This window comes from Azospirillum brasilense, assembly GCF_008365405.1.
Taxonomy (GTDB): Bacteria; Pseudomonadota; Alphaproteobacteria; order Azospirillales; family Azospirillaceae; genus Azospirillum; species Azospirillum brasilense_D.
In genome coordinates this window covers 1-20,529 of sequence record NZ_QOKV01000038.1, presented here as the reverse complement: position 1 = coordinate 20,529, position 20,529 = coordinate 1, and the positions used below count along the sequence as shown (strand labels likewise).

The following is a 20,529-nucleotide window of genomic DNA, read 5'->3' as shown; positions in this document are numbered from 1 at the left end:
CGGCCTCAGTCGAGCATCGGCAGGCCGGTCTCGATCCGCACCAGGGCGGCAAGCAGCGGAGCGCCGATGTCGCGGCGGACGAAGTTGCTCGCCCGGTCCGCGGCGTTGAGCGAGCCCTGGAAGCTCTTGCGCCAACGGTCGTCGCCGTACATCACCTTCTCCGCCTTGGCCTTCTGGGCGAGCAGGCCAGGGCGGCGTCCGGCGGAATCGTCCACCAGACGGGTCAGCCGCTTCATCAGCTCGTTGGCGCTGGTCGGATCGCCGCGCTTCAGCGCCGCCTCGATCAGCTCGGCCAGGGCCTCGCCGCGGATGTCGAGGTCCTGCACCTGCTCGGCGTAGGACAGCGCCACCGAGGCGTCGGAGCGGCGGGCGATGCGGCCGAGGACCGCCGGGATCGTCCAGGGATTCTCGTCCTGCACGGTGCGCAGCAGGCCGAGAGCCAGATTGGTGTCGCCCAGCTCCGCCGCGGCGACGGCCAGCTCCGGCGGGCAGCAGTCGGTCTTGGTCTCGCGGAATTTGGAGAACTGCGTCTCCACCGTGTTCAGGAACAGGGTGCGGGCCGCCCCCTCCTTGCCGGCGCGCAGCAGCGTCTGGGCGACCAGACCCAGCTCCCAGCTGCAGTTGCGGGCGGTGGCGTAGGCCTTGGCCTCCTCGGCGAGCTGGCCGGCCAGCGCCATGTCGCCGCGCCACGCCGCCGCCTTGGCGATGTCGGCGAGGTTGTAGATGCGGGTCGAGCATTCCGGGATCTGCCGGGTGATGTCGAGCGCGAGCTGGCTCTGCCCCATCAGGGCGAGCGCGCGGGCGACGAACAGGTCCTGGCCGGCCCCGTCGGACGCCGCACCACGGCGCACCGCGCTGACGAAGGGGGCGATGATCTCCTTCGACCGCGCGGTGTCGCCGATCGTGTTGTAGGCGACGGCCAGAGACAGCCAATCCCAACGGGCGGCGGTGATCGGCGTTTCCACCGGGGGCAGCATCTCCGCCACCCGGTGCAGGAAGCACAGCGAGGTCATCGGCTCGTTGCAGACCAGCGAGCGGATGCGCGAACGGAACTCGAAGAAGTCGAAGTCGCCGACGAACTGGTTGGTGACGAGCTGGACGGCCAGCGCGCTGTCCGGATACTTGACGACGATCTCGTTCAGCAGCCGGTCCGCCTCTTTCAGGAAGCGGCTTTCCTCGGCGATGTCGTAGGTGTTGTCCGCCTGCCGGATCATCTGCATCGCCTGGACGAACAGGCGGTTGGCCGGCCCCTGGTCGGGCAGCGGCTGCTGCTGCGCCATCGCCGGGGTGCCGGCGCCCCCCGCCGCCACGGTGAACGCCGCCAGCGCCACGAGCAGGCTCATGGCGGCGGAGGCGGCAAGACGGCGGGCGAGGGCGGGCAGGATGGCCATGGCGGTGCGGAAACCCTGGTGCGCTAGAGGACGCGGGCGTAGTTGACGACACGCTGGACGTTCGGCAGCGTGCGGGCGTGCTCGATCACGCGGTCGAGCTCGCCCTGGTGGGTGGCCAGACCCATGAGATAGACGACGCCGTTGACGGTATCGATGCTGAAATTCTGGCTATGAATCTGCGAATCGAAGGTGAGCTTCGTGCGCAGTTGCGTCGTGATCCAGGTGTCGCGGGCGCTGTCCATGATGCCCGAGTCCGTGTCCACCTGGATCTCGTTGATGACTTCCTTGACACCCTCCACCTGCCAGCACAGGCGGACGGCGTCGAGGCGCATCTGCGCGTCGGTGGCGCGGCCGGTCAGCAGCACGCGGCCCTGATCGACCGTCAGGCCGATGCGGCTGTGCATCTCCAGCGAGTGCTGGAACCAGAGGTGGTTGATGCGGGCCTTTATCTCGGTGTCCGAGGCGAAGCCGGACAGGCCCCGATGTTCGCTGGCCGCGACGACGGCGGTGCCCCCGGCGGCGCCCAGAACGACGGGCGCGCAGCCAGACGCAAGACCCGCGACAGCGGCCATCCCGACCAGCGCCCAAAGGCGGCCAAACCCCGACACGCTCTGCCTCCGATCCCCGGCCCGCCGAAAGAACGGGCGGGCGGAAAAAGTCATGCCGCAGGTGCGTTGGCAATGGGGAATCTTGGGAGTGTCAGGCTTCATCGTGGTTTTGTCCCAGGGTGATGCACGAATGTTTCACTCGCTGCGAGCGCGAAGGAATCCGGTCTAGGCGAAGGGCGCGCGCGTTACCAGCCCAGCGATTTCGCGCGCGAGAACGCGGGCGATCTTCTGCCGCGCCTTGGGGTCGCGCAGAATCGCCTCGTCCTTCGGATTCGACAGGAAACCGGTCTCCAGCAGAACGGACGGGATGTCCGGAGCCTTGAGCACCGCGAAGTTGGCCGAACGCATCGGGTTGTCCAGCAGCAGCATGTCCTTCCCGGCCCCCTTCACGATCGCATGCCGGGCCACCAACGCCGCGTGCTTGGTGTGGCGTGCCGTCAGGTCGAGCAGGATTTCCTTCACGGCCTTCTTGGCGTCCTTCACGTCGACCCCGCCCAGCCGGTCCACGGCGTTCTCCTTGTGCGCCAGCGCCGCGGCGAAGGAATCGGAGCTCTTCTCGGACAGGATGTAGGCGGACAGGCCGCGGGCCTCGCGGTTTGGCGCGCTGTCGGCGTGAATGGACACGAACAGGTCGGCCCGTGCCGCGCGCGCCGCGTCCACACGCTCGCCGAGCGACAGGAAGCGGTCGCCGTCGCGGGTCAACTTCACCCCCAGCCGGTGCTGCCGGGACAGGAGCCGCCCCACCTCCTGCGCGATGTGCAGGGTGATCTCTTTCTCCAGCGTGCCGCGCGCACCGATGGCGCCCGGATCGATGCCACCATGGCCGGGATCGAGCACCACCATGCGTTGCCGCGCCGCCGGGCGGGGCTTGGTCTGGGCACCCGCGGCGGGCGGGAACAGCAAGGCGCCGGCCCCGGCGAAGGGGACGGTCAGCGCCAGCTGAAGAAGACGTCTGCGTTCCATTCGCCCCTGAATCCGCAAGGAGTTGGGGCCGCCGAAACCAAAAGTCCTGAGCGCGATCGGAAAGGCGGCGTTCGGCCCATGGGGGCCTGAGGTGTGAAGCTCAAGGTGTGCGCGTTAACCAATGGGGACGCGCAAAAGGGTTGTCAAGGCTGGGCGGGTTAGCTCCGCCAAATGTCGCGGCCAAGCCGTCATGGAGGAGCATTCCGACCTATGAAGATTCGACTCTTTCCAAGAATTCCTTGATGATAACTGCCGAAAGCGCTAAAATTTTAGAAATAAGCTCGGGAGGTGGCGATGTTGAGGAAAGCCTTGTTCAACATCATCCGGCAGGAGCAGCGCGAGGTCGAAGACGAACTCGAAAAGGAAGAGCGCCGCACGGCTCCCGACGTCGGCCGGGTGGTTGCGTTGCAGCGCGAAGTTACCGACCTGCGGCGCGAACTGGAACATTACCGCGACGCCTGATCGCACGAATACGAACGAATCCATCCGCAAACCCCTTTCCCGCAATTGCGGGAAAGGGGTTTTCTGTATTCGCGCGAGCGTTTCGGCGCCTGTGAAACGTGCGTCATTGTCATGCTGCGGTGCAACATAATTTTGCTTATTCCATGAGCAGTATTGAGGAGGCGCTCTGGGCTTTGAACAGAATTTAATCACCGCACCGCGCGAAATCGTGGAATCCCTTGATCCAAAGCAATGGAGAGATCAAGCGCTGCGGACAGACTTCCGGAGTAGCCCGTTTGTCACAGGGACGATTTATCCCATCCGGCCAAGCACATGAACGGGCCGGAGCGGCGGGCTGCGGGATTGGGTGGGACCGATGACGAACCGCTGGCACGCCGGTTGCGGAGTGCCAGTCCGAACGCTCCCTGCTCCCTGGATGGAGGGCTGCCCGATGTCGGACGCTGTTTCGGACGCCATGGCCGATGACGCCCAGAACGTCCCCGTTCATTCCCTCGTGCCCACCGTGCGCCGCCGACATGGCGGCCAACTGACCGCCGGCCTGTCGCTGGTGTCGCAACGCTATCTGCTGCTTCTGCGCTTCGCGGTCGTCAACGCCGTGGGCTTCACGCTTCTCGCCGCCGCCTGGGCGGAAGGGTTGATCGACCCCATCATCGCCACCGACAGCACGCATCTCTGCCTGCTGATCTTCCTGGTCTTCCTGGCCGGGCTGGGCCTGTCGGCGCAACGCATCCTGCGCACCAGCCGCGAGCTGAACCGCGCCAAGGAGTTCGACCCGTCCGTCCCGTCGCGCGCCGCGCGCTATCTGGCGGAGGTCCGCGGGAGGGATTCCGGGGCGCGGTCGATCGCCGCGTCGTCCCTGAAATTCAAGCTGTCGGCGCGCATCGGCACGGTGCGGCAGATCTCCTCGACTCTGGTGATCCTCGGTCTGATCGGGACGGTCATCGGCTTCATCATGGCCCTGTCGGGAGTCGACCCGGAAAAAGCCGGCGACGTTGCCGCCATCGGACCGATGGTATCGAAGCTGATCGAGGGCATGGCGGTCGCGCTCTACACCACGCTGGTCGGCGGCGTCCTGAACATCTGGCTGAACATCAACATCGGCCTGCTGTCTGGCGCCATGGTGAACCTGATCACCGAGATCGTCGCCGTGGGGGAACGCCATGCAGGCCCTTGACCAGTTCGAGGAGGACGACGCCGGCACCGTCTTCCGCGACGTCATCACGCTGGCGCTCTGCGGCTTCGTGGCGGTCGTCATCCTGCTGCTTCCCCACATCCGGCCGGAGGCGAAGCAGGCCGACACGGCGGGCGTCGCGGCGCCCGGCAACGTGATGGTCGAGGCCCGCTGGCCCGACGAGCTGGACGCCGACGTGGACCTGTGGGTGGGGGCGCCGGGCGACGTGCCGGTCGGCTATTCCAACAAGTCCGGCGTGATCTTCAATCTGCTGCGCGACGATCTCGGCCGCAACGCCGACCCGACGAAGCTGAATTACGAGGCCAGCTACAGCCGCGGCATTCCGCCCGGCGAATATGCGGTGAACCTGCATCTCTACCGCAACAAGGCGGCGGTCTTCCCGGTCCCGGTCACCGTGGTGGTCAGCGCCAAGCGGCCGGACGGCGACAACGCGCGCCAGCTTCTCGCCACCACCGTCCAGTTGGACCGGGAGGGGCAGGAACTGACCGTCTTCCGCTTCAAGCTGACCGAGTCCGGCGAACTGGTCGGCGACAGCGTGCACAGCCTCTACAAGCCCCTGCGCAGCGGGAGGAAATCATGACCCAACTGCTCGACTTCCAGGTCGCCGCGGTCGCGCTGGCCGCCACGCTCGCCACCATCGCCATCTGGGCGCCGCGCCGGCTGTGGGTGAAGGTGTCGGCGGTGGCCGTCTCCATCGGCTTCATGCCCGTCGCCTACGCCGGCATGGCCGACCTGCTGAGCAAGCCGAAGCCGGTCCGCATGGAATGGGCGCAGAGCGCCGCCGCCCAAGCCACCATTCTGGGCGCCCAGATCAAGGAGGGGCAGGGGATCTACCTGTGGCTCCAGCTGGAGGGCGGGGCCGAGCCGCGCTATTACAAGCTGGCCTGGGACCAGACGCTGGCCGAACAGCTCCAGCAGGCCATGCGCGAGGCGGAGAAGAACCGGTCCGGCATGGCGATGACGCTGCCCTTCGAAAACACGCTGGACCCCGACAAGCCGAAATTCTACGCCCTGCCGCAGCCCCAGCTTCCGGAAAAGAACGGCGAAGAGGGCGGGCCGGGGCCGATGGTCTACCGCCACCCCGGAATGGACGCCTGACGCGCTGGACGCGACCGGATTGTGACGCTGGGGACGGGTTCACTCATCCCAGCTTCACATACCCCCGCTCGATCACCCGTTCCGCCGCTTCGAAGACCGCCTGCATCTCCTCGTAGGCGCGGCGGACGCGGGCCAGTTCCTCGATGGCGGCGGCGTTGGGGTGTCGGTGATCCGCCACCTTCAGCCCGGCCCGCAGATAGTCGGCCCGCAGTTCCGCCACCCGTACGGCCATGCGCAGGAAGGAGGTCTGATTGAGGTTGGGAAGCTCGCGCCCCATCACCTCACAGTTCGCTTCCAGGACCGCCGCTTCCATGTTTTCCAGGAAGTGCATGATCCGGTGCCGCGACGTGCTTTCCGCCGCTTCCGGCGTCAGCAGCTTGTCAACCTTGCCCTTGGCGTATTCGCCGATGATCTTGCCGCCCATGCCCATGGCTCGCCTCCGCGGTCGGCCCAATGCCGAAACGGTGCATTGTCGCATGGGATTCCTTACCAAATGCTGCCGAAGGGGCGTTCCGGTATTCCCACATTGCACGATGCATCCCGCGGACGATCGTGCTACGGAATCCGCCCTTGATTCCAGGTCGCAACGGTAGGCGCGCATGTCCGGCACCGCTTCTGAATACATCCTCACCGTCTCGTGCCCCGATGCCGTGGGCATCGTCTACGCCGTGTCGGGATTCCTGGCCGAGCGGTCGTGCAACATCATCGACAGCGCGCAGTTCGGCGACCGCGGGACCAATCTCTTCTTCCTGCGCATTCATTTCTCAGCCGCCGCGTCGGGGCCGTCGCAGGCCGAGCTTCAGGCGGCCTTCGCCGAGCAGGTGGCCGAACGCTTCGGCATGACCTGGAAGCTGCACGACGCCGGGCGACGCCAGCGGGTGCTGATCATGGTCTCGAAGTTCGGGCATTGCCTGAACGACCTGCTGTACCGCTACCGCACCGGCTATCTGCCCATCGAGATCCCGGCCATCGTGTCCAACCACCGCGACTTCTACCAGCTCGCGGCGTGGCACAACATTCCCTTCCATTACCTGCCGGTGACCAACGACAGCAAGGCCCAGCAGGAGGCCCGTCTGCTGGAGATCGCGGAGCAGGAAAAGATCGATCTGGTCGTGCTCGCCCGTTACATGCAGGTGCTGTCTCCGGCCCTGTGCGAGCGGATGGCCGGGCGGGTCATCAACATCCACCATTCCTTCCTGCCCAGCTTCAAGGGCGCCAAGCCGTACCATCAGGCGCACGCCCGCGGCGTGAAGCTGATCGGCGCCACCGCCCATTACGTCACCTCGAACCTGGACGAGGGTCCGATCATCGAGCAGGAGGCGGAGCGCGTCGATCACACGATGACGCCCGACGACCTGGTGGCCATCGGGCGCGACATCGAGAACATCGTGCTGGCTCGGGCGGTCCGCTATCATGTCGAACACCGCGTCCTGCTGAATGGCGGACGCACCGTGGTCTTCAAGTAGGCGGTCTAAGTAGGCGGTCTTCAAACAACGCCGGCTGGCCTCCGCACCCCTCTCGGAACCTCAATGCTTCATGGCGAGCGAGGCTTCCTCGGGATGGGGGGTGAAGACGGCGCGGGTGATCGCCTGTTCGATCTGCTCGCGCGTGAAGGGCTTGGGGATCACCGGGCCCAGATGCTCCACGCCCTGCTTGGCCAGCTCATTGGGGAAGGCGGTGACGAAAATCACCGGCAGGAAACGTTGGCGGCGAAGCTCCCGCGCCACCTCGATCCCGTTGTCGCCGTCGGCCAGTCGGATGTCCATCAGCGCCAGCGTCGGCGAATGGCGGGAGGCCAGCGTCAGCGCCTCGTCCATGGTGGCTGCATTGCCGCAGACGGTGTGGCCCATGCCGCGCACCGTCTCCGCCAGATCGAAGGCGATGATGGCATCGTCCTCGACGATCAGAATCGTTGCCGTCAGCTTCGACCGCACCCGCTCGCGCGCGAAGTTCAGCCGCTCCACGGCGTCTTCCGGGGCGATCCCCAGCACGGTGGCGGCGTCGGCGACCGGCAGGTCCTCCAGGTTGACCAGCAGGTAGAGCCGGCGGTCCATCTCGTCCAGACTGTGCAGCGCGGCTTCGACCGGATGGGCGCCGGGAGCGCCGGCCCGAGCGCCGGAACTGTCCTGCAACTGGTTCAGGTGCCGGTAGAGCGAGCCGCGCGAAGGGTCCGCCGCCGCCGGCCCGTCCAGGTACCATTCCAGCGTGCGCGTCACCAGGGCATCCCCCTGCTTCGACGTGCCGGTCAAGGCCCGCGCATAGCGTCGCAAGTAAGGCAGATGTTCCATCAGGTGGCGGGTGTTGTGATCCATGACGTTTTCCCCGTACCTCCAGCCAGTGCGGACCGCCGAGGTGCACCGGCTTGCCTGCCGCGTTTTCCGGACTTTGCCGAATGTTCCCGTCCGATCGCTTACAAAGTTAATTTCATATGGCGCAGTTCGCGCCGTATCGGGAGTGACGACGAAAGGGTTATTCGGGATAGCTTGATTGGATTAAGCCGCCTAACCGATCGGGCGGAGCTATACTTCTTTTGCTTGGGCGCAAGGTCTCTTGGGTCACCGCACGGCCGTTGGGTTCGCCGCCTGTGCGAGGGGAGTGGAACAATCGGCAAGGGACGGTTGTTGGGAAAGCCAATGGTGTGATTCCTCCCTGAACCGCCAGTCACTGCCGCCGCAGCGCCTGTCCCAACGGGGACGCGCCGGCGGCGTTTTTTTTGCGGGGCAGCGAAAAAAAGCAGACGCGTGGGCTTGCGCGGGGATGAGTGCGATATTACTGACTGTCCCCGGCGTCGCGCACCGGTGGCGGAACGGCTTTGAAGCCGCCCGGCACCGCCTCGCCAGACCCATGCCTGTCGAACCGCGTATGCCAGAGTCGCGTATGACCGAACCAGACTTCGATCCGCCAGATTCAGATCCGTCGGTGACCGATGGCATGCCGCCGGACGAACTGGCGGATTTCCACGCTTGGCGGCAGCGCGTGGTCGGCACCAACATTTCCGACAAGACTCTGTTGGCGACCGACTATCTCAATCACTTCAACGAAATCGTGATGCTGATCGAGATGATTCCGGACATGCCGGACATGCTGGAGGAATGCCTGATCTGGCAGCCCAAGAGCTACCAGGAGCATTTCCGCGACAGCGGCTTCTCGGACAAGGACTTGGCCATCGAGGCGTACGGCCACGTCCCTGCCAAGTTCAAACGGCCGTTCGAGGACACCATCGCCCAGGCGCATCAGGTGGTCCGCCACACGCTGGAGCGCGTGTCCGTCGACATCCAGGATGGGGCGAGCGACAAGCTGCGGATGGACTGCCAGACCTCCGTCGCGATGATCCACCGGATCATCCAGGTCGCCAATGGCATCATCCACGGCACCGCCCACGTCATGGAGCAGGCCGAAATCGACCTGTATCTGAGCGCCGAGTAGGCTGCGTCGCGCTCGGGATGAAAGCGCCCGATCCCTGCGCAGATGATTATTGCTTGTGCACCAAGCATTCTTTCCTTGCATGGCTCAAAAGCCGAGCGTCCAACTACAGTAAGCCTTCGAACGAAGAGGAGGCGGCGCTGCGGCGGATGCCTCCCACCGGGAGTGGAGACAGACCGTGAAGGGACCCGCCACCGCAGCGGCCGAAGCATCGGCCGGGGCGCAGGGGGACGTGTCGGTCGATGTGGAGGCAGCGGCTGACCTTGCCGCCTCCCCGGAGATGCGCCTCTGGTTGCGTCTTTCGGCGTGCGCCGTTCTGATCGGCGCCCGGCTGCGCAGCCGTCTGCGCGACGACTTCAGCACCACCCAGCCGCGTTTCGACCTGCTGTGTCTGCTCGACCGCCAGCCGGAGGGGCTGACGATGGGAGAACTGTCGAAGCGCATGATGGTCACCAACGGCAACGTCACCGGCATTGTAGAACGGTTGACCACGGACGGGCTGGTCACGCGCGCCGCGGCGTCGAATGACCGGCGCATGCAGTTCGTCCGGATCACTCCCGAAGGCAGCGCCCTGGCGCAGGCCATCGCGGCGGCGCAACGCCGCTGGCTGGCCGAGCTGACGGGGGGAATGCCCCACAGCGACGTGGTCCAGTTGATGGGGCTGTTGGGAAAGCTCAAGAACACGGTGCGCGGCGGAGGCGTGAGGGGATGATCCGGTCCGGTCATATCGACAGTTTCACCCGCGACCGGCTGCCGCCGCCGGAGCAGATGCCCGATTTTTCCTACGACCGGCCCGAACTCACCTATCCCGAGCGTCTCAACGCCGCCGCGGCCCTGCTGGACGTCTGGCGGGAGCGCGGCTGGGACGAACGGCCCTGTGTCATCGGAAACGGCGACGTGTGGAGCTATGGCCGCTTCCGCGACACGGTGGACCGCATCGCGCGCCTGCTGACCGAACGGTTCGGCATCGTTCCGGGCAACCGGGTTCTGGTGCGCGGGACCAACACGCCGATGCTCGCCGCCTGCTGGCTGGCGGTGCTGAAGGCCGGCGCGGTGGTGGTGCCGACCATGCCGCTGCTGCGCGCGACGGAATTGGAAAGCATCATCGAGCGCGCCGCCGTCTCGCTGGCGCTGTGCGACGCGCGCTTCGCCAGGGATCTCACCGCGGCGGCGCAATCGATGGGCGGAGGGATGCCCGTCGTGACCTTCAACGGCGGCGACCTGGAGGGGCGGCTGGAGGAGACCGAAGCCGGCTTCGCCGCGGTGGACACCGCCGCCGACGACGTGGCGCTGATCGCCTTCACCTCCGGCACCACGGGCAAGCCCAAGGCGACCGCGCATTTTCACCGCGACCTTCTGGCGGTGGCCGACCTGTCGCCGCAATCGCTGCTGAAGACCGGCGGCGACGACGTGTTCTGCGGCACGCCGTCGCTCGCCTTCGCTTACGGCCAGGGTGGGATGCTGCTCTTCCCGCTGCGGGTGGGGGCGTCGGTCGTGCTGCTGGACCGGGCCACGCCGGAACGGCTGCTGGAGATGACCGCCCGGCACAAGGCGACGGTGATGTTCACCGTGCCGACCGTCTACCGCGCCATGACCGCGCGCATCGAGGAGGAACCGGCCCTGGCCGAGGGGCTGCGCACGCTGCGCGCCTGCGTCTCGGCGGGGGAGCCGCTGCCCGCCACCACGTTGGAGGGCTGGCAGGCGGTGACGGGGATGGAGATCCTCGACAGCTTCGGCACCACGGAGATGCTGAACGCCGTCCTGCATTCGCCCCCCGGTGCCGTCCGGCCCGGCGCTACCGGCACGGTGGTTCCGGGATACGAGGCCCGCGTGGTCGACGACAGCTTGACCCCGCTGCCCCCCGGCCAGATCGGACGGCTGGCCGTGCGCGGCCCGACCGGCTGCATCTATCTGGACGACCCGCGCCAGGAGAATTACGTGCAGGGCGGCTGGAACCTGACCGGTGACGCCTTCCGCATGGATGAGGACGGCTATTTCTGGTATCACGCGCGGACCGACGACCTGATCGTCTCCGCCGGCTACAAGATTTCCGGCCTGGAGGTGGAGGACGTCCTGCTTGGCCACGAGGCGGTGGAGGAATGCGCGGTGATCGCGGCGCCCGATCCGCTGCGCGGCTCCATCCCCAAGGCCTTCATCGTCACCCGCGACGGCGTGCGGCCCAGCGACGATCTGGCGGAACGGCTGCAATGCTACGTCAAGGACCGGATCGCCCCCTACAAGTACCCCCGCGCGGTGGAGTTCCTGGAGCAGTTGCCGCGGACGGAGACGGGCAAGATCCAGCGCTACAAGCTGCGGCAGAGGGAATGGGTCGAGAACGAGGATTGACCACGGACCGTGCGGCCCACACACCGCTGGTGCAGTTCCTGCTCTTCGCGGTGGTCGGCTGCGCCGCGGCGGTCGGCCATTACGGCGTGCTGATCGCCCTGTCGGAACTGGCGGCGGCTCCGCCGGTCCTGGCCTCGGCGGCGGGATACCTCGTCGGCGGCGTCATCAGCTACCTGCTGAACTACGGCCACGTCTTCCGCAGCGAGCAGGATCATCTGCCCACCGCCACGAAGTTCGTGGCCGTCGCGGCGGTTGGGCTGTGCGTGAACAGCGCCATCATGTGGGCCTTGGCGCAGCGGCTGGGCCTGCATTACCTGCCGGCCCAGCTCACCGCAACGGCGCTGGTGATGCTGTGGAGCTTCGGTGCGAACCGCTATTGGACCTTCAAGGCCGGATCGCCTGCCGGCTGAACATTGGGGCGGGCAATGAAGGAATGGCGGTGCGGGGTCGGGCCGATGTTCTTCGCCAGACGATCGCCCCGCAACCCGGCGGCGGACAGCCGGGCCTGCAACTCCACCGGCGTATAGGTGGAGAAGCCGGCCTCGCGCCGGATGCGGCGGTAGTCGGACAGGGCCATGCGCCCCAGCCCCATCAGCGCCGCCATCAGGAAGCCGTGCCGGCGCGCCATGCCGAGCTGGCTGGCGATGTCGCGCAGCATCGGCGTGTCGGGCTCCACCACGTCGGCGATCAGGATGCGCCCCCGTGCTCCGATCAGATGGCGCCACCGGTGAAGGACGTCCTCCAACTCCTCGCGCGGGATGTATTGCAGCACGGAGACGGCCAGCACCAGATCCACGCTGCCCGTCGGCAGAGCGGCGAGGTCATCGTCGTCGAGAACACGGATTCCCGGATGGCCGGACAGCCGCTCACGCAGGCGTTGCCGCACCGCGGGGGCGGCGTCGTACAGCCAGACGTTTCGGCAGCGCTTGGCCATCGCCTCCGCCGCCAGCGCGTCGCCGCAGCCGAAATCCAGGACGGTCCCCCCCTCTGGAAGATGGGCGTCGAGGTCGTTCTGCAGGCAGGCGAAATGCGCTTCCAGATTGCGTTGATTCGCGTAGATGGCGTTGGGCCGGTTCCAGAAATCGACCCAGCCGCTGGAACCCCGGCCGCCCGGTGGCCCGGACGTCATCCCGTTGTTCCGCCCATTGTTCAGCATGTCCCGCATCCCTTTTTGTGGGCCGTTTCTTGCCGAGGGGAGAGTGTTGTTCGTCTCTTCACAGGGAAGAGCCCCCTCGATCCGACCGTGTCGTAATCATGGTAAGTGCGAACAATCGGAACGGTCAAGAATGACCGGCGGGGACTATGCCGCCAGGGGAGGGCGAAGAAGCGGGAGGGTGTGTCAGGGCGCCGGGAACCCGGCGAAGCGGGTGAGCCGGATGTTTTTCTCAGCGAGCAGGGCGGCAAAGGCCGGGCTCTTGAGATAGTCGTGCTCCACCTTGCGCTGGTCCACCAGCGGGTCGGCGCGGCGCAGGGCCTCGTCCGGAATGCCGGGATGGACCATCACCAGCAGCCGCCCGGCGGGGCGGTCCAGGAACCGCGCCATCAGCTCCGGGAAGGGTTGGCGTCCGGAGAAGTCGTACACACCGGCGAAGCGGTCGTTGGCGGGGATGCCGCGCGACCGCGTCCGCCGCGCCAGTCCACCGCCGAGCCCGCCGATCAGCAAGGTCTTCGGCACCGCCACGCCGCGGCGCAGGACGGCCCTCACCGGCTCCCCGCACAGGCGGACATAGGCGCCCGGCAGGGCGGCCAGGGCATCAGCGACCGCATTCCGCACGGTGGGAAGCTGGTGGACGTGCTGGTGGCCGTCGATGTAGGCGGGCGGGCCGCCCCAGGCCGCGGAGAAGGCATCAAGCTGGCGGGCCAGCTCCTCCCGGATTTCCTTGGGATCGAGGCCACCGCTGTAGGCCAGTTTCATCAGCCGCCCCAGCGGCGGCAGCTTGCCGTCCGGGGCCAGCCTGGGCAAGGAGCCCAGCGGCGGCTGGTCGGTCAGGGTGAAATGCAGCCCGACGTCCGCCTTGTCGGCCAGTTCCTTCAACGGCGCGGCGCCCCCCGCCCAATAGGGGCAGAGCGTCATGGCCGAGGTCGCCGTCAGGCGCCCGGCGGCGATGAGATCGCGGATGGCCTCGTTGACGCCTGGCGCAAGGCCGTAGTCATCGGCGCAGAGCAGGACCGGATGCGCGGAACGCGGGGCTGGGGTGGTGTCGGTGTCGGGCATGGCGATGTAAGGTGGGACGGACAGCGGCGCGAAGCCGGGGAGGGGATGATGGAGTGGGACAGCCTGTGGTTCAACGGTCATGCGGCCACCATGGCTCCGGAAGGCGTCCTGCGGGACGCGGTGATCGCCGTGAAGGACGGGCGGATCGCATGGATCGGCGCCGCCAAGGACCGCCCTACCGGTCGCGCTGCCGAGGAGCATGACCTGGGCGGGCGCTGGGTCACGCCGGGGCTGATCGACTGCCACACCCATCTGGTCTTCGGCGGCAACCGCGCCCGCGAGTTCGAAATGCGGCTGGAGGGCGCGACCTACGAGGAGATCGCGCGCGCCGGGGGCGGCATCGCCTCGACCGTCGCCGCCACCCGCGCCGCCGACGAGGACGGGCTGATCGCCAGCGCCGCCGTGCGCCTGCAACCGTTGCTGGCCGAGGGCGTGACGGTGGTGGAGGTGAAGTCCGGCTACGGCCTCGACCTCGCCACGGAGCGGCGGATGCTGCGCGCGGCGCGGGCACTGGGCGAGCGCTTCCCCGTCACGGTGCGGACGACCGGGCTGGCCGCCCACGCGCTGCCGCCGGAGTTCGCCGGGCGGGCGGACGACTACATCGCGCTGGTCTGCGACGAGTTTCTGCCCGCCCTGGCCGCGGAGGGGCTGTTGGACGCGGTGGACGCCTTCTGCGAACGGATCGCCTTCTCGCCGGAGCAGACGGCCCGCGTGTTCGACACCGCGCGGCGGCTCGGCCTGCCGGTGAAGCTGCACGCCGACCAGCTCTCGGACGGCGGCGGGGCCGCGCTGGCCGCACGTTACCAAGCACTGTCCGCCGACCATGTGGAGCACACCGGCGAGGGCGGCGCGCGGGCGATGGCCGCGGCGGGGACGGTGGCGGTGCTGCTGCCCGGCGCCTTCTATATGCTGCGCGAGACCAAGCTGCCGCCCATCGCGCTGTTCCGGAGCCACGGCGTGCCGATGGCGGTGTCCACCGACTGCAACCCCGGCACCTCGCCCGCCGTGTCGCTCCTGCTGATGCTGAACATGGCCTGCACCCTGTTCCGCCTGACCCCGCAGGAGGCGCTAGCCGGAGTCACCCGCAACGCCGCCCGGGCGTTGGGCATGGCCGCCACCCACGGCACGCTGGAGCCCGGCAAGGCCGCCGATCTGGCGGTGTGGGACGTCGGCGATCCGGCGGAGCTGTGCTACTGGCTGGGCGCCAACCCCTGCGCCGCGGTGGTGCGGGGCGGGCGGCTGGTGAAATCGCTCCAGGCGTAGGCTATCATCGGGGCAACGCGGACGGAGGTGACCCAGCGATGGGGGAGATCACGCTCAGGATCGAGGAAGACGTGCTCGACCGCTTGAAGATGCGGGCCAGCATCGCCGGCCGGTCCGTCGAAGAGGAGATCGGTCGGATCGTCGAGGAGGCGACGGCGGTGCCCCCTCCTGACCGCAGGGCGCTGGTCGAGGAGTTCCGGCGCATCCGCGCGTTGACGCCACCCGGTGCGCCCATCGACATTGCGAACGTGATCCGTGAGGGACGCGAGCGATGACCTTGGTGGTCGATGCCAGCGTCGCGGTTCTGTGGGGCGTCGAGGACCCGCTGGCGGAAACGGCGGAAGCCCTTCTCCTGTCATCACGGCCCTTGATCGCTCCGGACTTCATCTTGATCGAAGTTGCCAACGCCGTCTGGAAGATCGCGCGACGCGGCGGCATCCAGGCGGAGCAGGCCGAAGGCATCGTAGAGAGCATTCCCCGCGCGCTGACCGAACTGGTTCCGCCGACCGTCGTATGGTCACAGGCGCTTCGCATCGCCCGTCACCTGGATCATCCCGTGTATGACTGCGCCTATCTGGCGCTCGCCGAAGCGCGAAGCGCACCGCTCGTCACGCTGGACAAGCGTCTGCACGCCCGCACCCGCTCCACCCCTTGGGAGGCGTTGACCGTCCTCCTGGGTGGCGGCACTGTTCCCGTCTGAAAACAACAAACGCATCAAGCAAAATTCGAGAGGGACGAGTCACATGTCCGACACCAAGCCGCCGGCCAACCGCCGCGTCATCCGGGCGCCGCACGGCACTGAACTGTCCGCCAAGTCCTGGCTGACCGAGGCGCCGCTGCGCATGCTGATGAACAACCTCGACCCCGACGTCGCAGAGAACCCGGACGAGCTGGTGGTCTATGGCGGCATCGGGCGGGCGGCGCGGAACTGGGACTGCTTCGACGCTATCGTGGCGTCGTTGAAGACCCTGAACGAGGACGAGACGCTGCTGGTCCAGTCGGGCAAGCCGGTCGGCGTCTTCCGCACCCACGCCGATGCGCCGCGCGTGCTGATCGCGAACTCCAATCTCGTGCCGCACTGGGCGACCTGGGACCATTTCCGGGAGTTGGATGCCAAGGGTCTGATGATGTACGGCCAGATGACCGCCGGGTCCTGGATCTACATCGGCAGCCAGGGCATCGTGCAGGGCACCTACGAGACCTTTGTGGAGGTCGGGCGGCGGCATTACGGCGGCGATCTGAAGGGCCGCTGGATTCTGACCGGCGGGCTGGGCGGCATGGGCGGCGCGCAGCCGCTGGCCGCGACCATGGCCGGGGCGTCCATGCTGGCCGTGGAATGCTCCGCCCGCAGCATTGAGCGGCGGCTGGAGACCAAGTATCTCGACCGCTCGGCCACCAGCCTCGACGAGGCCATGGCGATCCTCTGGGAGGCCCAGGCCGCCGGTACGGCGGTGTCGGTCGGTCTGCTCGGCAACGCCGCGGAGGTGTTCCCGGAACTGGTGCGCCGCGCCAAGGCCGACCCGCGCTTCCGCCCCGACGCGGTGACCGACCAGACCAGCGCCCACGACCCGCTGAACGGCTATCTGCCCGCCGGCTGGACGATGGAGGAGGCCGAGACAAAGCGCCGAACCGACCCGGCGGCGGTGGTCGCGGCGGCCAAGGCGTCGATGGCGGCCCATGTCCGCGCCATGCTGGACTTCCACGCCATGGGCGTGCCGACGCTGGACTACGGCAACAACATCCGGCAGGTCGCCAAAGACGAGGGGGTGGCCGACGCCTTCGCCTTCCCCGGCTTCGTCCCGGCCTACATCCGGCCGCTGTTCTGCCGCGGCATCGGTCCCTTCCGCTGGGCCGCCCTGTCCGGCGATCCGGAGGACATCTACCGCACCGACGCCAAGGTGAAGGAACTGATCCCCGACAACCCGCACCTGCACAACTGGCTGGACATGGCGCGCGAGCGCATCCGCTTCCAGGGCCTGCCGGCGCGCATCTGCTGGGTGGGGCTGGGCGACCGGGCGCGGCTCGGCCTCGCCTTCAACGAGATGGTGGCGAAGGGTGAGCTGAAGGCTCCCATCGTCATCGGGCGCGACCATCTGGACAGCGGTTCCGTCGCCAGCCCGAACCGCGAGACGGAGGGGATGATCGACGGGTCGGACGCGGTGTCCGACTGGCCGCTGCTGAACGCGCTGCTGAACTGCGCCTCGGGGGCGACTTGGGTGTCGCTGCACCATGGCGGCGGAGTCGGCATGGGCTTCAGCCAGCATTCCGGCATGGTCATCGTCGCCGACGGGACGGACGCCGCCGCCAAGCGGCTGGAGCGGGTGCTGACCAACGATCCGGGGACCGGCGTGATGCGCCACGCCGACGCCGGCTACGACATCGCCAAGGACTGCGCGAAGGAGCAGGGGCTCACGCTTCCGATGATCGGTTGACCGACTTGGCGGGGGCGGCGCGCGGCGGCAGGGTCGCCAGCGCCACCCCCGGCAGGACCAGCAGGACGCCCAGCAGGTGGAACAGCTGGAGTTGCTCCCCCAGCAGCGCCCAGGCCGCCACCGCCGCCCACAGCGGCATGACGTAGAGCGAGGTGCCGGCCCGCGCCGGACCCATCAGGTTGATCGTCTTCTGGTAGGTCAGGAAGGCCAGGACCGAGGCGAACAGCGCCACCCCGGCGATGCGGAGGGCGGCGTCCAGGCTCAGCGGCACGGGGCGCAGGGCCAGCGTCTCCCACGCGTAGAAGGGGGCGAGCACGACGACACCGGCCAGCGCGTTGGCCGCGAACATGGTCACCACCGGCAGCGAACTGCGGGTCTGGCGCAGCAGCACCGTGTAGACCGCCCAGGCCGCCGACCCGACCAGGATCAGCAGGTCGCCGGCGTTGAAGGACAGATGCAGCAGCGCCTGCGCGTCGCCGCGGGTCAGGATCACCAGCACGCCGGCCATCGCGACGGCGATCCCCACGGCCTGCCGCGGCGTCACTTTTTCGCGCAGCCACAGGGCGGCGATCATCAGGATGATGACCGGGCTGGTGGCGTAGATCAGCGCGGCGTTGGTCGCGCTGGTGCGCTCCAGCCCCATGTAGACGACGGCGCCGCACACGCCCTGGGCCAGCGCGCCCAGCAGAAGGAATCGCTTCCACGAGGCGCGCAGAACGTGGCGGTGCTGGATCAGGCCGGGCAGGGCCAGCGGCAGGATCATCAGGAAGGCCAGCGCCCAGCGCCAGAAGGCCAGCCCGACCGGCGGCACGATGGCGGCCGCGGCCCGCCCGATCACCACGTTGGAGGCGAAGAAGGCCGAGGAGAGCAGATACAGGCTGTAGGCTGTGAAAACGGCGTTGCTCTGGGGGGCGTTGCGCGGCTGGCGGTCCATGGGGCGTCCGGGGAAAGTCGGTGGGCGTCTTACGGAGCCTGCGGCCCCAGCAGCATCACCAGCTTGTAGTCGGATCGTCCGGCGGGGCACAACGTCACTTGTTCGTAGACCAGCGTCCCGTCCTGGGGATGGGTGAAGCCGCGGGTGCCGCCCTCGCGTTCCAGAACGCCCTGGTCCTCCCACAGCCGGGCGAAGCGGGGCGAGGCCGCGCGCAGGCCGTCGACCAGGGCGGTCACCTCCGCATCCCCGGCGCGGCGGGCGGTGTCGGCGCGGAACTCGGCCAACAGCCGGCGGGCGCGGTCCTCCCAGTCGGCGATGAAACCCCGCGCGGTGGGATCGAGGAAGACGTAGCGCAGCAGGTTGTGCTCCGCCCCGCCCAGCCAGCCGGAGAAGAGACGCGCCGCGGGGGCGTTCCAGCCGCGGGCGTTCCAAACCCTGTCGAGCAGATAGGCCGGCGCCGCCATCGACTCCAGCGCCGCGAGCAGCGGAGCCGGCGGTTGGTCCGATCCGTCCGCCGCGTCGGCGTCGGGATCGCGCTTGCGCGACAGCTCGAACAGATAGGCGCGTTCCGCCGCGGTCAGCCGTAGCGCCCCGGCGATGCGTCCCAGAGCCTGCGGGGAGACGGAGACCTCGCGCCCCTGCTCCAGCCAGGTGTACCAGGTCGGGCTGAGGCCGCAGAGCTGGGCGGCCTCCTCCCGCCGCAGGCCGGGCGTGCGGCGGCGGGCGGAGCCGGTCTGCGGAATGCCGGCCTCCGCCGGGGTCAGCCGCTCCCGGTGGGCGCGCAGGAAGGCGCCCAGCCGGTGCCGCGCGTCGTCGTCGGAACTCATGGTGGCAGCGCTTATACCAGGATAAGCGCTTGCCTTGTACCCGTTTGCCGGACGGCCGATGCTGGGCTCATCACAACGGACACGCCCCAACAAACACCAACGGGAATCGCCGCCATGACCAACAGCCACCACGGCGTCGTCGCCGCACAGTACGGCCAGCGCGCCGACGCCTATGTGACCAGCGCCGTCCACGCCTCGGGCGCCGACCTGGACCAGATCGAGGACGCGCTGCGCGGCAGGAACGCCGGCCGCGTGCTGGATCTCGGCTGCGGCGGCGGCCATGTCGCCTACCGCGCCGCCCCCCACGCCGGCGAGGTGGTGGCGGTGGACGTCACCGCCCCGATGCTGGAGGCGGTGGCCCACAACGCGGCGGAGCGCGGCCTGACCAACATCACCACCACCCAGGCCCCCGCCGAGCGTCTGCCCTTCCCGGACGGCCATTTCGACGTGGTGCTGAGCCGCTTCAGCGCCCATCACTGGCTGAACGCCGAGGCCGGGCTGCGCGAGGCGCGGCGGGTGCTGGCCCCCGGCGGGCGGGCGGTCTTCGTCGACATCGTGTCGCCGGGGCACCCGCTGCTGGACACCCATCTCCAGGCGGTGGAGCTGCTGCGCGACACCTCGCACGTCCGCAACTACAGTGCCGCGGAATGGATGGCCGCGCTGTCGCGCGCCGGCTTCGCGGTGACCGGCCTGACGCCGCGCCGCCTGCGCATGGAGTTCGCCGTCTGGACCGCCCGCACCTCCACCCCGGAGTTGCGCGCCCAGGCCATCCGCGCCCTCCAGGACCTCGCCTCCGACGAGGTGCGCCGCCACTTCGACATCCTGGAGGACGGCAGCTTTCTCCTGGACAGCCTGACCATCGAAGCGGAGGCTTGCTGACTATTGACGCAATGGCAGAGGGATAATGGCGATAGGGAGTGATTCCCTCTGCAAGATCACTGCTTGTTTCTGGAAAAATCCATTTCAGCCTGCATGTCGAAACGTTGCAACGCTTCTTTGGTTTTCTGTCCACCGCATGTTTCTTGAGCAAGAAATTCCGATACGGCTTTGTCAATCGCGGCGTAGTACTCTGCCATCGTCTTATCAACGCGATCGCGGCCCCATTCCGGATTCATTTGTTTGAGGCGAAGGGCCGCATGAGTGGAGACGATCTGGTAGTTCTCTAAAAATTTTGTGAGTTTCGCTTTGTCGGGCTTCACACATTTGCTGGCAAGTGAATTGGAAACTGAGAACTGTTGCCATATTGTGAGAGCCCGTTTGACAACCGGTTCAATGGCAGACACGTCGAAGTAGCAGGCTTGCCATAGCGAGTTGCATCATACCGCCGGAGACGTCGATCCGGGCTTCATAATCTCGAACCAGACGTCTCCAGCGG

At 67.8% G+C, this 20,529-nt stretch carries 24 protein-coding genes and 1 pseudogene; 14 read left to right on the top strand and 11 right to left on the bottom strand.

What is annotated here, in order from left to right:
* Positions 1-5: 5 nt before the first annotated feature.
* From DS837_RS30220 to DS837_RS30210, 3 genes are all read right to left on the bottom strand, one after another.
* On the bottom strand, positions 6-1,391 hold the full coding sequence (locus DS837_RS30220) for a hypothetical protein (RefSeq protein ID WP_149168128.1): 1,386 nt from the start codon (positions 1,389-1,391) through the stop codon (positions 6-8).
* A 23-nt stretch (positions 1,392-1,414) separates the two neighbouring features.
* The gene (locus tag DS837_RS30215; protein ID WP_247882937.1) at positions 1,415-2,101 is read right to left on the bottom strand and encodes a BON domain-containing protein; all 687 of its coding nucleotides are present in this window, start codon (positions 2,099-2,101) and stop codon (positions 1,415-1,417) included.
* 63 nt (positions 2,102-2,164) lie between these two features.
* Positions 2,165-2,962 carry an N-acetylmuramoyl-L-alanine amidase family protein gene (locus DS837_RS30210; RefSeq protein WP_149168127.1) on the bottom strand — a complete coding sequence of 266 codons (798 nt, stop codon included), beginning with the start codon at positions 2,960-2,962 and terminating at the stop codon, positions 2,165-2,167.
* A 309-nt stretch (positions 2,963-3,271) separates the two neighbouring features.
* On the opposite strand from DS837_RS30210, the gene DS837_RS32270 reads away from it, so the two are divergent.
* The 4 genes from DS837_RS32270 to DS837_RS30195 all read left to right on the top strand — a co-directional run bounded on the left by DS837_RS32270 (position 3,272) and on the right by DS837_RS30195 (position 5,714).
* Positions 3,272-3,424 carry a hypothetical protein gene (locus DS837_RS32270; RefSeq protein ID WP_162473411.1) on the top strand — a complete coding sequence of 51 codons (153 nt, stop codon included), beginning with the start codon at positions 3,272-3,274 and terminating at the stop codon, positions 3,422-3,424.
* Between the two features lie 430 nt (positions 3,425-3,854).
* Complete coding sequence (locus tag DS837_RS32895) at positions 3,855-4,598, top strand: MotA/TolQ/ExbB proton channel family protein (protein ID WP_247890210.1); 744 nt, start codon at positions 3,855-3,857, stop codon at positions 4,596-4,598.
* Positions 4,585-5,196, top strand: coding sequence for a hypothetical protein (locus DS837_RS30200; RefSeq protein WP_149168126.1), 612 nt, complete (start codon positions 4,585-4,587; stop codon positions 5,194-5,196). Before DS837_RS32895 ends, DS837_RS30200 begins: the two co-directional genes overlap by 14 nt.
* Complete coding sequence (locus tag DS837_RS30195; RefSeq protein ID WP_149168125.1) at positions 5,193-5,714, top strand: hypothetical protein; 522 nt, start codon at positions 5,193-5,195, stop codon at positions 5,712-5,714. The genes DS837_RS30200 and DS837_RS30195 overlap by 4 nt, the downstream gene beginning before the upstream one ends.
* 43 nt (positions 5,715-5,757) lie before the next feature.
* Here the strand turns inward: DS837_RS30195 and DS837_RS30190 are convergent, their stop codons facing one another.
* Complete coding sequence (locus tag DS837_RS30190) at positions 5,758-6,144, bottom strand: hypothetical protein (RefSeq protein WP_149168124.1); 387 nt, start codon at positions 6,142-6,144, stop codon at positions 5,758-5,760.
* A gap of 169 nt (positions 6,145-6,313) precedes the next feature.
* On the opposite strand from DS837_RS30190, the gene purU reads away from it, so the two are divergent.
* Entirely contained in the window at positions 6,314-7,180 is an 867-nt protein-coding gene (gene purU / locus DS837_RS30185) for a formyltetrahydrofolate deformylase (protein ID WP_149168123.1), read from the top strand.
* 60 nt (positions 7,181-7,240) lie between these two features.
* Here the strand turns inward: purU and DS837_RS30180 are convergent, their stop codons facing one another.
* Positions 7,241-8,026, bottom strand: a complete 786-nt coding sequence (locus DS837_RS30180) for a response regulator (RefSeq protein ID WP_149168122.1) — start codon at positions 8,024-8,026, stop codon at positions 7,241-7,243.
* Between the two features lie 565 nt (positions 8,027-8,591).
* Here DS837_RS30180 and DS837_RS30170 point away from each other — a divergent pair.
* The 4 genes from DS837_RS30170 to DS837_RS30155 all read left to right on the top strand — a co-directional run bounded on the left by DS837_RS30170 (position 8,592) and on the right by DS837_RS30155 (position 11,893).
* Positions 8,592-9,140, top strand: coding sequence for a hypothetical protein (locus DS837_RS30170; protein ID WP_149168120.1), 549 nt, complete (start codon positions 8,592-8,594; stop codon positions 9,138-9,140).
* A 175-nt stretch (positions 9,141-9,315) separates the two neighbouring features.
* A complete protein-coding gene (locus DS837_RS30165) occupies positions 9,316-9,849 on the top strand; it encodes a MarR family winged helix-turn-helix transcriptional regulator (RefSeq protein ID WP_149168119.1) in 534 nt (177 codons plus the stop codon).
* Complete coding sequence (locus DS837_RS30160; protein ID WP_149168118.1) at positions 9,846-11,483, top strand: AMP-binding protein; 1,638 nt, start codon at positions 9,846-9,848, stop codon at positions 11,481-11,483. Before DS837_RS30165 ends, DS837_RS30160 begins: the two co-directional genes overlap by 4 nt.
* Complete coding sequence (locus DS837_RS30155; RefSeq protein WP_149168117.1) at positions 11,480-11,893, top strand: GtrA family protein; 414 nt, start codon at positions 11,480-11,482, stop codon at positions 11,891-11,893. Before DS837_RS30160 ends, DS837_RS30155 begins: the two co-directional genes overlap by 4 nt.
* On the opposite strand, the gene DS837_RS30150 is transcribed toward DS837_RS30155, so the two are convergent.
* On the bottom strand, positions 11,857-12,612 hold the full coding sequence (locus DS837_RS30150) for a class I SAM-dependent methyltransferase (RefSeq protein WP_247890209.1): 756 nt from the start codon (positions 12,610-12,612) through the stop codon (positions 11,857-11,859). The two genes, DS837_RS30155 and DS837_RS30150, sit on opposite strands and share 37 nt — an antisense overlap.
* Positions 12,613-12,822: 210 nt before the next feature.
* Positions 12,823-13,779, bottom strand: a complete 957-nt coding sequence (locus DS837_RS30145; RefSeq protein WP_247890208.1) for a ChbG/HpnK family deacetylase — start codon at positions 13,777-13,779, stop codon at positions 12,823-12,825.
* Here DS837_RS30145 and hutI point away from each other — a divergent pair.
* From hutI to hutU, 4 genes are read left to right on the top strand one after another with little or no spacing between them, the layout of a single operon-like run.
* Positions 13,747-14,961 carry an imidazolonepropionase gene (gene hutI / locus DS837_RS30140; RefSeq protein WP_149168132.1) on the top strand — a complete coding sequence of 405 codons (1,215 nt, stop codon included), beginning with the start codon at positions 13,747-13,749 and terminating at the stop codon, positions 14,959-14,961. The genes DS837_RS30145 and hutI overlap by 33 nt on opposite strands.
* A gap of 38 nt (positions 14,962-14,999) precedes the next feature.
* Complete coding sequence (locus tag DS837_RS30135; protein WP_149168115.1) at positions 15,000-15,236, top strand: FitA-like ribbon-helix-helix domain-containing protein; 237 nt, start codon at positions 15,000-15,002, stop codon at positions 15,234-15,236.
* Positions 15,233-15,661, top strand: coding sequence for a type II toxin-antitoxin system VapC family toxin (locus tag DS837_RS30130; RefSeq protein ID WP_149168114.1), 429 nt, complete (start codon positions 15,233-15,235; stop codon positions 15,659-15,661). The genes DS837_RS30135 and DS837_RS30130 overlap by 4 nt, the downstream gene beginning before the upstream one ends.
* A 43-nt stretch (positions 15,662-15,704) precedes the next feature.
* Positions 15,705-17,393, top strand: coding sequence for a urocanate hydratase (gene hutU, locus DS837_RS30125; RefSeq protein WP_149168113.1), 1,689 nt, complete (start codon positions 15,705-15,707; stop codon positions 17,391-17,393).
* Here the strand turns inward: hutU and DS837_RS30120 are convergent.
* Positions 17,371-18,327, bottom strand: a complete 957-nt coding sequence (locus DS837_RS30120) for a DMT family transporter (RefSeq protein WP_149168112.1) — start codon at positions 18,325-18,327, stop codon at positions 17,371-17,373. The genes hutU and DS837_RS30120 overlap by 23 nt on opposite strands.
* A 29-nt stretch (positions 18,328-18,356) precedes the next feature.
* Positions 18,357-19,154, bottom strand: coding sequence for a helix-turn-helix transcriptional regulator (locus DS837_RS30115; RefSeq protein ID WP_149168111.1), 798 nt, complete (start codon positions 19,152-19,154; stop codon positions 18,357-18,359).
* Between the two features lie 114 nt (positions 19,155-19,268).
* Between DS837_RS30115 and DS837_RS30110 the strand changes: the two genes are divergently transcribed.
* The gene (locus DS837_RS30110; RefSeq protein ID WP_149168110.1) at positions 19,269-20,033 is read left to right on the top strand and encodes a class I SAM-dependent methyltransferase; all 765 of its coding nucleotides are present in this window, start codon (positions 19,269-19,271) and stop codon (positions 20,031-20,033) included.
* A gap of 56 nt (positions 20,034-20,089) precedes the next feature.
* Here the strand turns inward: DS837_RS30110 and DS837_RS30105 are convergent, their stop codons facing one another.
* Positions 20,090-20,437 carry a hypothetical protein gene (locus DS837_RS30105; RefSeq protein ID WP_149168109.1) on the bottom strand — a complete coding sequence of 116 codons (348 nt, stop codon included), beginning with the start codon at positions 20,435-20,437 and terminating at the stop codon, positions 20,090-20,092.
* Positions 20,424-20,529: pseudogene (locus DS837_RS32890) on the bottom strand (IS5-like element ISRso1 family transposase); the annotation flags it as partial. The gene DS837_RS30105 and the pseudogene DS837_RS32890, both read right to left, overlap by 14 nt.